Below are 13,024 nucleotides of genomic sequence, written 5' to 3' on the forward strand. Positions count from 1 at the left end.
CGGCCGAATCAGCGGCCCCGGCGGGCCGTCAGCAGCAGGGATCAGGCGTCGGGGTGCTTGAAGACCAGAGCCGCATTGGTGCCGCCAAAGCCGAAGGAATTGGACAGCACCACACCCAGATCGACGTCGTCGCGCCGCTGCTGAATGATGGGCATGTCGGCAAAGGCGGGATCGAGATTGTCGATATTGGCGCTGGCTGCGATGAAGCGGTGCTTCATCATCAGGATCGAATAGATCGATTCGTGCACGCCGGTGGCGCCCTGGCTGTGGCCGGTCAGCGATTTGGTGGCCGAGATGGGCGGGCACTTGCCGGCATCGCCGAAGACGGACCGGATGGCCTCGATCTCCTTGAGATCGCCGACCGGGGTCGAGGTGGCGTGCGGGTTGATGTAGTCGACCTTGGGGCCGACATTTTTCAGCGCCATCTGCATGCAGCGCGCCGCGCCCTCGCCGGAAGGGGCCACCATGTCGAGGCCATCGGACGTGGCGCCATAGCCGACCAGTTCCGCCCAGATGCGCGCGCCGCGCGCCTTGGCGTGTTCATATTCCTCGAGCACCAGCACGCCGGCGCCGCCGGAAATGACAAAGCCGTCGCGATCGGCGTCGTAGCAGCGCGAGGCCCTGGCGGGCGTGTCGTTATAGTTCGAACTCATGGCGCCCATGGCATCGAACAGATTGGACAGCGTCCAGTCGAGATCCTCGTGGCCGCCGGCAAAAACGATGTCCTGCTTGCCCAGCATGATCTGTTCCATGCCATTGCCGATGCAATGCTTGGACGTCGCGCAGGCCGCGGTGATGGTATAGTTGACGCCCTTGATGCCAAAGGCGGTCGCCAGCGTGGCCGAGGCCGTCGAGCCCATGGCCTTGGGCACGGCCAGCGGCCCGATGCGCTTGGGGCTGGAATTCTTGCGGGTAATGTCGGCCGCCTCGACAATGGTGCGGGTGGAGGCGCCGCCCGAACCCATGACAATGCCGGTCATGGGATTGGAAATGTCGCTCTCCTCGAGCCCGGCATCGGCAATGGCCTGCTGCATGGCCAGGTAGTTCCAGGCCGCGCCCTTGCCCATGAAGCGGGTGACGCGGCGGTCGAGCAGTTCGAACGGGTCGAGCCGCGGGTCGCCCTTGACCTGGCTGCGAAAGCCCAGTTCGGCATAGTCCTCGGCAAACACGATGCCTGGCGTCGCTGTGCGCAGGCTATGCGTGACCTCGTCGAGCGAATTGCCGATCGAGGAAATGATACCCATGCCGGTGACGACAACTCGTCTCATCTTGGCCTCGTTTAGTTTCGGTCTGACGCCCTTATGGCCGGGCGGTTCTCGTTGATTGAAGCGTCGCTTTTAAGGCGCGTCAGGCGCTCTGCTGCGCCTGCATCTGTACGTCGGTAAACAGGCCGACGCGCAAATCCTTGGCCTCGTAGATCACCTTGCCATCGGCCTTGACCCAGCCATCGGCGATGCCCAGGGTCAGGCGGCCCTTCATGACGCGCTTGAGGTCGATACCGTATTCGACCAGTTTTACGTCATCGGTTACCTGGCCGGTGAACTTTATTTCGCCCGCCAAAGCGCGGCCACGGCCGGGCTGGCCGATCCAGCTGAGGAAGAAGCCGGTCATCTGCCAGATCGCGTCGAGGCCCAGGCAGCCGGGCATGACGGGATCGCCGATGAAATGGCACTTGAAGAACCAGAGATCGGGATTGACGTCGAGCTCGGCGCGCACCTGGCCCTTGCCATAGGCGCCGCCATCCTCTGAAATGGAGGTGATGCGGTCAAACATCAGCATGGGTGGGGCTGGCAGGCGCGCGTCGCCCTGGCCCGGCAATTCGCCGCGGCCATGCGCCAACAGCTCCTGATACCCAAATGCGCTCTGCCGATCGGCCATGCGTCCAACCCCGTTAACCGTGTGTTTGTCTCGTATAGGGGCGCGTGGGGAGGGTCAAGTCAACGCGGGCGCGCGCGGGCCTGACCTGCGACGGCACGGCGCCTTGTGTGGCGCGGGCGTGACGGTTATAAGAACCCCAGTATCTTCCGGCCCTTCAGAGCGCTCAAGGACCCTATGACTGATCGTACCCAGACCGCCCGGTCGCTGCCCTCGCGCAAACCGTGTCTCACCGCCGTGCTGCGCATGGCCGGTCTCCGTCCGACGCGGCAGCGCGTGGCGCTGGCCGAACTGCTGTTCGGCGGCCCGCACCGCCATGTCAGTGCCGAACAATTGCATGGCGAAGCCGATGCTGCGCGGGTCAATGTGTCGCTGGCCACCATCTATAATACGCTGCACCAGTTCCACGAAGCGGGCCTGCTGCGCGAAGTGGCCGTGGATGCGGCGCGCTCCTATTTCGACACCGACACCTCCGATCACCATCACTTCTACGTCGAAGACGAGCAGCGGATGATCGACATTCCGGCCAGTTCGGTTGCCTTCACCAAGCTGCCCGAGCCCCCCAAGGGCATGGAAGTCAGCCATGTCGATGTGGTGATCCGGGTGCGCAAGGCGCAGGGCTGAGCGCAATCGGCGTCGGCCCGCCATAAGCAGCAAATGGCCGCTGTCCAGCCCCCGCAAGGACGAAATTGCCGCCAGGCGGCGGTGACAGGGGGCGCGTGATCACCCATATTGCGCGTCCTGCAACAGCAAAACGGGTGGCCAATGAGCCAAAAGGTCAATCTCAACGGCTATTTCGAGCGAATCGGCTTTGCCGGTTCAATTGCCCCGAGCCTGGCGACCCTGGAACAGCTGCACGCCCTGCATCCAGCCGCCATTGCCTTTGAAAACCTCAACCCGCTGCTGGGCCTGCCGGTCAAACTGGACCTGGGGAGCCTGCAGGCCAAGCTGCTGACCGAGCGGCGCGGCGGCTATTGCTACGAACACAACCTGCTGCTGATGGCGATGCTCCAAGAGCTCGACTTCTCCGTGCGCGGCCTGGCGGCGCGCGTGCTGTGGAACAATCCGGGCAATGTCGACGGCCCGGCCCATCACATGCTGCTGGCCGTCGAGATCAACAGCGCCACCTATATTGCCGATGTCGGCTTTGGCGGGCTGACGCTGACCGGCCCGCTGCGGCTCAAGGCCGATGCCGAGCAGACCACGCCGCATGGCAGCTTCCGGCTGACCGGCGGCGATCCGGTCTGGCAGCTCGAGGCCAAGATGGGCGAGGACTGGGCGCCGCTCTATGCCTTTGACCTGACCGAAAAGACGGCGGCCGATTACGAGGCCTCCAACAGCTTCCTCTCGACCGACCCCACCTCCCCCTTCCGCAACCAGCTGCGCGTCGCCCTGGCCCCTTCCGGCAAGCGCCTGGCTCTCAAGGACAACCACTTCACCACCTATGGCGAAGATGGCCAGGCCGAGAGCCGGGACCTCACCAGCGTGGCCGAAATGCGCGACGTGCTGACAACCAGCTTCGGCATTACCCTGCCGGCCGACGCGGCGCTCGACGCCAAGCTCGGCGAGATCCTGCTGGCGGCCGGCATCGTGCCGCCCGAGCCCGAGATCGCGCCCGAGGCAACGGCGGACTAGCCATGGCGCCGGTAAAGGTCGACCCGGACAAGGTCCGCGAATTTGCCGACAGGGACGCGTTCTACCATTGGCTGGGCCAGCATCACGACCAGGCAGACGAGATCTGGATCCGCATCTTCAAGAAGGCCAGCGGCACCCCGACCATCACGGCCACCGAGGCGATCGACGTGGTGCTATGCTGGGGCTGGATCGACGCCATCCGCAAGAGCTGGGACGAGGTCTCGTTCGTGCAGCGCTATACACGGCGCGGCAGCAAGAGCAGCTGGAGCCAGATCAATCGCGACAATGTCGCCCGGCTGATCGACGAAGGCCACATGACCGACCATGGTCTGCGACATGTCGAGACTGCCAAGGCGGACGGACGCTGGGACGCAGCCTATGCCACCACCATGGAACCGCCCGAGGACCTGATGGCGGCCATAACGGCCCGGCCGGCGGCGCTTGAATTCTACCGCACCCTGACCGCGCAGAACCGCTTCGCGCTGATCTTCCGCACCATCGCGCTCAAGACGCCGGCGGCGCGGGCGCGCAAGATCGCCGGCTTCGTCGCCATGCTCGAGCGCGGCGAGACCATCTATCCGCAAGGCAAGGGAAAGACGACATGAGCGCGCTGTGGTTCGCCTTTCTGCGCGGCATCAATCTGGGCAAGCGGCAGGTCAAGATGGCCGAGCTGCGGACGTGCCTCGAGGCGGCCGGCTTTGCCGATGTGAAAACCGTGGTGGCCAGCGGCAATGTGCGCCTGCGCGCCGAGGGCACTGCCTCGGCCATCAAGGACAAGCTCGAGGCCGCCATCGCGGCGCAATTCGGCTTTGACGTGGGCGTCGTACTGCGCTCGGAGACGGAGTTGACGGCCATGCTCGCGCAGCACCCCTTCGGCCGGCTCGACCCCGAGGCCGACCTCACCCGCCATGTGCTGATGTTCGACCGGGCCCTGCCCCCGGGCATCACGCTGGCCGACCAGCCCGGCCACACCGAAATTGTCCGCATCGACGCGCGCGACATCTATATTGCCGGTTACCGCCAGGCCAATGGCCGCTATACCGAAGGCGTCGAGGACGTGCTCAAGCCGCTTTATGCCCAGTTGGGCAAGGGTGGGCTCGACACCATGCGCAACTGGAACACGATGGAAAAGATGCTGGCATGATCACGGTTTTCGGCTCCACCAATCTCGACCAGATCGGCACCGTGCCGCGCCTGCCCTTGCCGGGCGAAACGGTGGCCGGTGGGGTCTTCTCCATGGCCGCAGGTGGCAAGGGCGCCAACCAGGCGCTCGCGGCCCGCCGCGCCGGGGCCTGCGTGCGCCATGTCTCGGCCGTCGGGCAGGACGCCTTTGCCCAGCCGGCTTTGGCCCTGCTGGCCAAAGCGGGTGTCGATCTGGGCGCCATGCGCCACACGGAAGGCGCCACCGGCATTGCCATGATCTTTGTCGATGCGGCGGGCGAAAATGTCATCGCCGTGCTGCCGGGCGCCAATGGCGCCATCACCCCCGATGATGCCGAGACGGCCATGGCCGGGCTGGGCAGCCAGGACCTGCTGCTGGTGCAGCAGGAAATCCCCCAGGCCGCCACGCGGCGGGCGCTGGAACTGGCCCGGGCGCAGGGCGTCACCAGCCTGCTCAACACGGCCCCTTTCCTCGCCGATACGGCGGACCTTGCCCCGCTGGCCAGTATTGTCGTGGCCAATGAAACCGAATTCGCCCTGCTCAGCGGGCGACCCGAAAGCGAACTGGACGCCGCCATGGCCGACTGGGCGGCCAAGCACGACCAGATCCTCATCGTTACCCTGGGCGGCGCCGGGGTGAAGGCCATTGCCCATGGCCAGACGCTGACCATCCCGGCTTTGCCGATCAAGCCGATCGATACCGTGGGCGCCGGCGATACCTTCGTGGGCTATCTCGCCGCCGGGCTCGATGCCGGCCTCGACCTCGAAACGGCCCTGCGCCGCGCCGCCGCAGCGGGGAGCCTGGCCTGCCTCAAGCCTGGCGCCCAGCCGGCGATCCCCATGGCCGAAGAGGTGGATGCGGCGCTGAAATAGCCGCTGCATGGCGCCTCTCGCAACGCCGTCGACGTGGCTACAGCCGACGCAATCCGGACTGGGCGAGATGGGTCAACAGGTCATCTGCCTCCTCGGCGGTCAAGGCATGGCGCGGCAGCATCTGGAACAGAACCGGCGACTGAAAGAGCAGGATGATGGTCTCGTCGGCCGCCCAGCCGTAATAGTCGTTCCAGGCGGTCGTGCCCGATATGGCCTTGGTCGAGGCCGAATAGGTCGCGCTGTCCCATGAGGCGGTGACAGGATGCTGCATGGTCTTTTGCTGACCCATATATCCGGCGTGCCTGCCGAGGGAACCGGACAAAATAGGTAAAAAGGGACAAGCAGACGAGTGCTATCAAGCCACCTGTCACGCCAATGGTCAGTGACGGATTGATGCCGGACAGTGCCATAGCCAGCAGGATGGCGGCCACTATCCCCACTCCAAAAAGCTTTGGAGCAGGGTTTCTCGCCCAGTAGCGACGCGTATGCAACTTCAAGGCGTTGGCATAGTCCTGGGCGGTGATCGTAAACGACACCAAGGAGCTTGAGCGGTTACTAGTCATAGGACGAGTGTCAACGTCACATACCGAAAGTTGTCAATGCAGCATGTGCGTCCCACGACGCCGAAAATGTCTCGTCCGACTCCCAATTGAACCGCAGATGCGTCGATGCTGCTAAGCGGTGACCCCCGATCACTCTGCCCTGCAAATAGGCCGCAAATCTGTCTGCCGGCAAACCCTATTTGGGTGCCAGCACCAACACCATCTGGTTTAAAACGTCCTAGTTCGAGGAGCTTGTGTCCGGCGGGTCGGCAACGGCAACTCGCTTCAGGCCCTTGCTCGGCATGAACGTGCCTAGCAAAACTTCAAATTGCTAGGCATATCGAAGAACGTCCTTTGAGAGGGTGGGATGCGGCTGGCTGCAGCCCCTCAGGCGATCGTGCAGACCACTTGCCCTCAAACAAAAAGGGCAGGCCCGCCGGGCCTGCCCTTTTCAAATCTGTCGGCCGGCAAAACCCTATTTGGGCGCCAAAACCATCACCATCTGGCGGCCTTCGGAGCGCGGCTGGCTTTCGACCTTGGCGATTTCCTCGGTCTGGGCGCGCACCTTGAGCAGCAATTGCATGCCCAGGTCCTGATGGGCCATTTCGCGGCCACGGAAGCGCATGGTCACCTTGACCCGGTCGCCATCATCGAGGAAGCGCTGCACGGCCTTCATCTTGGTCTCGTAGTCATGCGTGTCGATATTCGGCCGCATCTGGACTTCCTTGACCTCAATCACCTTCTGCTTCTTTCGGGCCTCGGCAGCTTTTTTCTGCGCGGCATATTTGAAGCGTCCCAGGTCGAGCATCTTGGCGACCGGCGGGACAGCGTTGGGAGAGATCAAGACAAGGTCGAGGCCCTGTTCCTGGGCTTCTGCGAGCGCCTCGCGGGTATTGACGATCCCGCGGTTCTCACCTTCAGCGTCGATCAGCTGGACATCGGCGCTGGTGATATCTTCATTGGACGGCGGCCCATCTTTCTGGGGCGTGACTGGTCTCATTGGACGGCGAATGGCAAATGATCCTTGTGTTATTAAGCCAAGCGGTGAATTCGGGCTAAAATCGTGTTACCGGGCCCATAAGTCAACTGGCAAAAGGTCCCATTTCTGGAGCTCTTGCCGCGTTGCCGGCCCGGTCAGACAGTGCCCGCCTGAAACCAGCATATACCCTTTTGCCTCCCCAAGAAAGCGATCCCATGACCGACACCCAAAGCACCACAATCTCCGTCGGTTCCGGCCCCGCCGCGCGCGCCATCGCCGTAGCGCGACGCAACGGCGGCAGTCCGGGCCTGTTGTGGCTTGGCGGGTTCCGCTCGGACATGGCCGGCAGCAAGGCGATGGCGCTGGACGGGCTGGGGGCCGAGCATGGCCTGGCGGTAACGCGCTTTGACTATTCCGGGCACGGGATTTCCGGCGGCGACTTCAACGAGGGCACGATCAGCCGCTGGCTGGAAGAGGCCGAGGCTGTCTATGCAACAACCGAGGGGCCGCAGGTCATCGTCGGATCGTCCATGGGCGGCTGGATCGCCCTGCTGCTGGCGCGGGCGCTGCTGGCCCGCGGCACGCCGGCCAGGGGCCTCGTCCTGATCGCCCCGGCGCCGGACATGACCCATGAGCTGATGTCGCCCAATTTCACCCTTGAGGAACACCAGGCACTGCAGGCCCAGGGTTTTGTCGAGCAGCCCAGCCAGTATTCGGACGCGCCCTATCGCATCAACCAGGCTTTGCTTGAGGATGGCGCACAGCACCTGCTGTTCGGCAGCGTCATCGAAACGGGTTGCCCCGTCACCATCCTGCAAGGCGGGCAGGACCCGGACGTGCCGGCCGCGCATGCCATTCGCCTCGTCACCCATATCCTGCACGATCCCGTTACGCTGACACTGATCCCCGATGGCGACCACCGGTTGAGCCGGGAGGAAGACCTGGCGCGCATGAAGGACGCCGTGCTGCGGCTGGTGGCCTAGACGTCGGGCCGGCCCTACCCCCGCGTCACAAGCTTGCTCTTCTGCACCCCGTCGGCGTCGAAATTGTCCGGGCTGAGCCAGCGCTTGTATTCAGCGCGCAAAGCGGGCCATTCGCTGTCGATGATGGAGAACCAGGCGGTGTCGCGGCTCTCGCCCTTGGTGATACGGTCCTGGCGGAACAGGCCCTCATAGTGAAAGCCGAAGCGTTTCGCGGCAGCTTTGGAGGGACTGTTGCGGTCATTGCATTTCCACTCGAAGCGTCGATAGCCCAAATCGTCAAAGGCGTGGCGGGCGAACAGATAGAGCGCCTCGGTGGCCAAAGGCGTGCGCGCCATGGGCAGTCCCCAATAGACGCCGCCGATCTCGATCGAGGCATGTTCGGGAAAGATGCGCATCCAGGCCTGCTGGCCCACTGCCTTGCCGGTCTGCTGGTCGATGATGGCGACGTAGCGATCGGGGCCGGCATTCACGGTATCGATCCAGTCCTGCAGCCCTTCCAGCGATTCCGGCGCATTGCTGAAGAGCCAGCGATAGCGCTCGGGCCCGCCCGGCATGGTCCCCACCGCGAAGAGGTCGGCGGCGTGACGCTTCTCCAAGGGCTCGAGCCGCACGAAGCGCCCCTCAAGAACGATGCGTTCGGGGGCAGATTTGGCTGGGCTTGGTTGCGTCATGAACGGGTCTCCAGGACCTGGGCCAGGCCCTCGCGATAGGTCGGGTACAGCAGGTCGATGCCCAAGGCCTTTTTGATCGCGGCGTTGGAACAGCGCTTGTTGTCGGCGTAGAAGCTGGCCTGCATCGGCGTCATCGGCGCCGTGGCGAAATCGAGCTCGGCCGGTGGCGCCATGCCCAGCAGCGCGGCGGCATGGACGATGACGTCCTGCGGCGGGGCCGGCTCGTCATCGCCCAGATTGAAAGTGCCATCGAGCCGCGCCGTCGCCGCCAGTTCGGTCACCCGAGCGATGTCGTCGACATGGATGCGGTTGAACACCTGGCCGGGCTTGACCACGCGGCGCGAGGAGCCGTCTTCAAGCTTGTCGAAGGTCGAGCGGCCTGGGCCATAGATGCCGGCCAGCCGCAGAATCGTCAGCTTCACGCCCCGCGTCTCGGCATAGTCGCGCCAGGCCTGTTCGGCGACCACGCGGCGATCGCTGCGCTCATTGCGCGGCACCAGCGGCGCGGATTCATCGATCCAGGCGCCGCCGAAATCCCCATAGACCCCGATGGTGGAATAATAGCAGAGCCATTCCAGACCCTCTGCCGCGTCGAGATCGGCACGATGATGAATGAGCGCCGGGTCGCCATCGGCGTCGGGAGCAATCGAGAACACCACATGGCTGGAAGCCCGCAGGTCGGGGCCCAGGGTCGCGCCGGGTGCCGTACCGTCAAACAGGTGCGTGCGCAGGCCCATGGCGTTCAACCGCGCGACCTTTTCTGCGGTGCGAACGGTGCCCACAATGTTATCATATTGGCCGGAAAGGTGGCATCGCATCGACGCCGCGGTGGCGGAGAATCCGAGGCCGAAAAAGAAAGCGTTCATGCGATATCCACGGTCCATTCCTCGGCAACGTCAGGGTCGGTTTCGGCGGCCAGGCAGGTCGTGCTGACTTCGGCAGCCCGCGCCGGGTCAAGCCGGCGCAGTGCCCAGATGGCGGCGCCGCGCACGAGGGCATTCTCATCGCCCAGCCGCGCCACCACCAGCGGTACGAAGCCAGCATCGCCCGAATTGCCGATGCCGATCAAGACATTGCGCAAAAATCGGCTGAGCCCGATGCGCTTGACCGGCGAGCCGGCAAAGAAGGTGCGAAAGCCCGCATCGTCGAGCTGAACGAGGTCGGCCAAAGCCGGGCGTTCGAGATCGGCGCGGGCCTGCAGCCGGGCCTCGCGGCTCTCCGAAGCAAACTTGTTCCACGGGCAGACGGCGAGGCAATCGTCGCAGCCATAGATGCGATTGCCCATGGGCACGCGGAACTCCAGGGGAATCTGCCCCTTATGCTCGACCGAGAGATAGGCCAGGCACCGCCGCGCATCGAGCTGGAAGGGCGCCGGAAAGGCCTTGGTCGGGCAGATATCGAGGCATCTGGTGCAGGAGCCGCAGCTTTCGGCGTGCGGCTTGTCCCCGGGCAGGTCGGCATCGGTCAGAATGGCGCCCAGAAACAGCCAGGAGCCGAAATCGCGGCTGACCAGAACGGTATGCTTGCCCTGCCAGCCCAGGCCCGCGGCCTCGGCCAGCGGCTTTTCCATCAGCGGGGCGGTATCGACAAACACCTTGACCGCCGCGCCGGAGCGCCGCGCCAACAGGCCCGCCAGCTCCTTGAGCTTGCCCTTGATGATCTCATGATAGTCGCGGTTGCGGGCATAAACGGAAATGGCGCCCAGGCTCGGCTCATCCAGCAGGGCCAGGGGATCGGATTGCGGGCCGTAATTGATGCCCAGCAGGATCACCGATCTGGCTTCGGGCCAGAGCTGGGTCGGGCTGCCGCGCCGTTCGGCGGTCTCTGCCATCCAGTCCATATCGCCATGCCAGCCGGCGGCCAGCGCGGCATTGAGCTTGTCGGGCAGATCGGGCCGCGCATCGGCCGGGGCTATGCCGAAACTGTCAAAGCCAAGCGACGTGGCGCGGGCCTTGAGTTCAACGACGAGGGCTTCGGTTGTCGTCAAAAATCGAGATCCGCATAGCCCTTGTGCGGCGGCATGGCGAGGACGCGGTCATTGAGCAGGGTGCGAAAGGCGGGGCGCGACTTGATGCGCGAATACCAGTCGCGCGTCTCGCCCGCCTTGCCCCAGTCGATATCGCCCAGATAATCGAGGGTGGAGAGATGCGCGGCGAGGGCAAAATCGGCCAGGGTGAGGTCGTCGCCGGTCAGCCAGGAGCGGTTGGCGAAGAGCCAGTTGAAATAGAGCATATGCTCGTTGAGATTGGCCTTGGCGACGCGCAGCACGGCCGGGTCGGGCGTGGCGCCCTTGTGGTCGCGCTTGACGATCTTTTCCTCAAGCACATAGCGGGTGACCTCGTCATTGAGCTTGGAGGTCACCCATTCGATCAGCCGCCACATCTCGGCCCTTGTGATGGGATCGGGCGGGATCAGGCCCGTGACGACGCTGGGGGTATAGAGATCTTCGATCAGGTGGATATTGGCCAGCAGGCCGACAATGGGCTGGTCATTATCGTCGATCAGGATGGGCAGGGTGGCGGCCGGATTGATCTCGAGCAGTTCTGCCGTGCGCAGCCAGGGCTTGATCTCTTCCATGTCCAGCGGCACGCCATATTCGGCGCACATCAGGCGGATAAGCCGGGAGGCAGGATCGAGGGGATGATGCAGCAGGCTGGGCATTAGGGCTCATCTCTTTTTCTGGCGCACCAAACGGGGCTGCTTGGCGCTCTTGGCGAAGCAGGCTAAAGCTTGCGCGCCGCCCATGGCATCGGACAGGATTAGGGGATCAAATGAACGGCGATCAAGGTCTTTTTGTGCCTCTCGTCCTGGGTATTCTTGAAGGGCTTACCGAATTCCTGCCCGTCAGCTCGACCGGTCACCTGCTGCTGGCCGACCATTTCTTCGGGCTGAGCCAGCCCAAGACCTTCATCGTGCTGATTCAGCTTGGCGCCATCCTGGCCATTGTTACCATCTATTTCGCCCGGCTGGGGCTGCTGATCCGCGATGCGCTGACCGGCAAGGCCTATGCCTGGCGCTTCGCGCTGTCGGTGATCCTGGCCTGCATACCGGCGATTATCGTGGGCGTGCTGCTGCGCGACTTCATTCAGGGCGCGCTGTGGGAATCGCCGATGACCATCTGCGTGTCGCTGCTGGTTGGCGGCATCATCCTGCTGTTTGTCGACCGGATGCCCAAGCGGGAAACTTATGACGACATCTACCACTATCCCTGGCATCTTGCTGTTATCATCGGCCTGTTCCAGATGCTCAGTCTCATTCCAGGCGTGTCGCGCTCGGGCTCGACCGTGGTGGGCGCCATGCTCTTTGGGGCGAGCAAGCGCAGCGCGGCCGAGTTCACCTTCTTTGTCGCCCTGCCCATTATGACCGGGGCCTTCGGCTACGACCTCTACAAGAGCCGCGACCTGATCGATACGAGCATCGCCCTGCAGGTGGCCGTCGGCTTCGCCGCCGCCTTCGTGGTCGGCGCCATCGTGGTGCGCTACCTGCTGAACTTTGTTTCCAGCTATGGCTTTGCGCCCTTTGCCTGGTGGCGCATCGCCGTGGGCGGCGCGGGCATCATTGCCCTGTTCATGATGGGCTCGGCCTGACAGGGGCCAGCCTGGCTCAGCCCTGCTTGAGCGGCTTGTAGTTGGCCGGGATGGAGAAGTAGCTGCGCGGAATCTCGCGGTCCTTCTCCACATCGTAAAGCGAGAAGGTCAGCTCTGCGCCACTGGGCTCGACCAGGCTCCACTGCACCAGATCGAGCGTATCGGTACCGAAGACCAGCGACACCTGAACGGTGCCGGCAATGGTCTCGTCGATCACGGTGATCGACATATAGCCGTCCGAGGTCGAGACATCGACCACATTGGCGTCCATCAGGTTGATGGTGTCGCCCAGGAACTGGCGCAGCGGAATGGTGTCCTGGGGATAGGCGTAATAGGTCTCGTCGCGTCGGTTGAGCACGTAGAAGCCGTTGCCGATCGAGACGATTTCGTCGCGGCTGGGCGGCGCATAGCGGAAGGCGATCTTGTTGGGGCGCTCGAGGAAGAAAGTGCCCTCGGTGCGGCCGCCATTGGTATCGATCTGTAGAAAACGGCCCACCATGGTGCGGATGGCCGAGTTGTGCGCACCGATATTGGTGATCATCTGCTGCTCTTCGGGCGTCAGTTCCCGGTCCAGCGCCCAGGCGGAGGTGCTTACGGCAAAGGCGGCAGCAAGGCCGAGCAGCAGGGCATCGCGGCGAATCATGGAAAGGTCCCGGGGTAAGTTGATCAGTTCAGACTAGCTTAGAAAGTAATTGCGGCGACAGCTGGTTCCATCGGG

General features: G+C 63.9%; 16 protein-coding genes. 7 read left to right on the forward strand and 9 right to left on the reverse strand.

Annotation, left to right across the window (positions count from 1 at the left end; all coding sequences use genetic code 11):
- Nucleotides 1-41: 41 nt before the first annotated feature.
- Both fabB and fabA read right to left on the reverse strand, forming a co-directional pair.
- On the reverse strand, nucleotides 42-1,268 hold the full coding sequence (gene fabB / locus GDR53_RS08280) for a beta-ketoacyl-ACP synthase I (RefSeq protein WP_193337584.1): 1,227 nt from the start codon (nucleotides 1,266-1,268) through the stop codon (nucleotides 42-44).
- 79 nt (nucleotides 1,269-1,347) lie between these two features.
- Entirely contained in the window at nucleotides 1,348-1,878 is a 531-nt protein-coding gene (gene fabA, locus GDR53_RS08285; protein WP_193337585.1) for a 3-hydroxyacyl-[acyl-carrier-protein] dehydratase FabA, read from the reverse strand.
- Between the two features lie 243 nt (nucleotides 1,879-2,121).
- On the opposite strand from fabA, the gene irrA reads away from it, so the two are divergent.
- The 5 genes from irrA (at nucleotide 2,122) to GDR53_RS08310 (ending at nucleotide 5,544) form a co-directional block, all read left to right on the forward strand.
- The gene (irrA, locus tag GDR53_RS08290) at nucleotides 2,122-2,499 is read left to right on the forward strand and encodes an iron response transcriptional regulator IrrA (RefSeq protein ID WP_232846800.1); all 378 of its coding nucleotides are present in this window, start codon (nucleotides 2,122-2,124) and stop codon (nucleotides 2,497-2,499) included.
- Between the two features lie 141 nt (nucleotides 2,500-2,640).
- On the forward strand, nucleotides 2,641-3,510 hold the full coding sequence (locus tag GDR53_RS08295; protein WP_193337587.1) for an arylamine N-acetyltransferase family protein: 870 nt from the start codon (nucleotides 2,641-2,643) through the stop codon (nucleotides 3,508-3,510).
- Between the two features lie 2 nt (nucleotides 3,511-3,512).
- Nucleotides 3,513-4,115: a YdeI/OmpD-associated family protein gene (locus GDR53_RS08300; RefSeq protein ID WP_193337588.1), complete on the forward strand. Its 603-nt coding sequence runs from the start codon at nucleotides 3,513-3,515 to the stop codon at nucleotides 4,113-4,115.
- Nucleotides 4,112-4,654, forward strand: a complete 543-nt coding sequence (locus GDR53_RS08305; protein WP_193337589.1) for a DUF1697 domain-containing protein — start codon at nucleotides 4,112-4,114, stop codon at nucleotides 4,652-4,654. The genes GDR53_RS08300 and GDR53_RS08305 overlap by 4 nt, the downstream gene beginning before the upstream one ends.
- A complete protein-coding gene (locus tag GDR53_RS08310) occupies nucleotides 4,651-5,544 on the forward strand; it encodes a ribokinase (protein WP_193337590.1) in 894 nt (297 codons plus the stop codon). The genes GDR53_RS08305 and GDR53_RS08310 overlap by 4 nt, the downstream gene beginning before the upstream one ends.
- Before the next feature lie 37 nt (nucleotides 5,545-5,581).
- On the opposite strand, the gene GDR53_RS08315 is transcribed toward GDR53_RS08310, so the two are convergent.
- A complete protein-coding gene (locus tag GDR53_RS08315) occupies nucleotides 5,582-5,815 on the reverse strand; it encodes a YcxB family protein (RefSeq protein WP_193337591.1) in 234 nt (77 codons plus the stop codon).
- 746 nt (nucleotides 5,816-6,561) lie between these two features.
- Nucleotides 6,562-7,098 carry a translation initiation factor IF-3 gene (infC, locus tag GDR53_RS08320; RefSeq protein ID WP_193338018.1) on the reverse strand — a complete coding sequence of 179 codons (537 nt, stop codon included), beginning with the start codon at nucleotides 7,096-7,098 and terminating at the stop codon, nucleotides 6,562-6,564.
- Between the two features lie 182 nt (nucleotides 7,099-7,280).
- On the opposite strand from infC, the gene GDR53_RS08325 reads away from it, so the two are divergent.
- A complete protein-coding gene (locus tag GDR53_RS08325; RefSeq protein ID WP_193337592.1) occupies nucleotides 7,281-8,048 on the forward strand; it encodes an alpha/beta hydrolase in 768 nt (255 codons plus the stop codon).
- 14 nt (nucleotides 8,049-8,062) lie between these two features.
- Here the strand turns inward: GDR53_RS08325 and GDR53_RS08330 are convergent, their stop codons facing one another.
- The 4 genes from GDR53_RS08330 to GDR53_RS08345 form a co-directional block, all read right to left on the reverse strand.
- The gene (locus GDR53_RS08330) at nucleotides 8,063-8,719 is read right to left on the reverse strand and encodes a GNAT family N-acetyltransferase (RefSeq protein ID WP_193337593.1); all 657 of its coding nucleotides are present in this window, start codon (nucleotides 8,717-8,719) and stop codon (nucleotides 8,063-8,065) included.
- Nucleotides 8,716-9,501, reverse strand: a complete 786-nt coding sequence (locus tag GDR53_RS08335; RefSeq protein ID WP_232846763.1) for an NAD-dependent epimerase/dehydratase family protein — start codon at nucleotides 9,499-9,501, stop codon at nucleotides 8,716-8,718. Before GDR53_RS08335 ends, GDR53_RS08330 begins: the two co-directional genes overlap by 4 nt.
- An 80-nt stretch (nucleotides 9,502-9,581) precedes the next feature.
- Entirely contained in the window at nucleotides 9,582-10,706 is a 1,125-nt protein-coding gene (gene queG, locus GDR53_RS08340; RefSeq protein ID WP_193337595.1) for a tRNA epoxyqueuosine(34) reductase QueG, read from the reverse strand.
- Nucleotides 10,703-11,380, reverse strand: coding sequence for a glutathione S-transferase family protein (locus tag GDR53_RS08345; RefSeq protein WP_193337596.1), 678 nt, complete (start codon nucleotides 11,378-11,380; stop codon nucleotides 10,703-10,705). Before GDR53_RS08345 ends, queG begins: the two co-directional genes overlap by 4 nt.
- A 110-nt stretch (nucleotides 11,381-11,490) precedes the next feature.
- Between GDR53_RS08345 and GDR53_RS08350 the strand changes: the two genes are divergently transcribed.
- Complete coding sequence (locus tag GDR53_RS08350; RefSeq protein ID WP_193337597.1) at nucleotides 11,491-12,306, forward strand: undecaprenyl-diphosphate phosphatase; 816 nt, start codon at nucleotides 11,491-11,493, stop codon at nucleotides 12,304-12,306.
- A gap of 16 nt (nucleotides 12,307-12,322) precedes the next feature.
- On the opposite strand, the gene GDR53_RS08355 is transcribed toward GDR53_RS08350, so the two are convergent.
- Complete coding sequence (locus GDR53_RS08355; RefSeq protein ID WP_193337598.1) at nucleotides 12,323-12,949, reverse strand: LolA family protein; 627 nt, start codon at nucleotides 12,947-12,949, stop codon at nucleotides 12,323-12,325.
- Nucleotides 12,950-13,024 lie beyond the last annotated feature (75 nt).

Source organism: Devosia beringensis (assembly GCF_014926585.1).
GTDB classification, from domain to species: domain Bacteria; phylum Pseudomonadota; class Alphaproteobacteria; order Rhizobiales; family Devosiaceae; genus Devosia; species Devosia beringensis.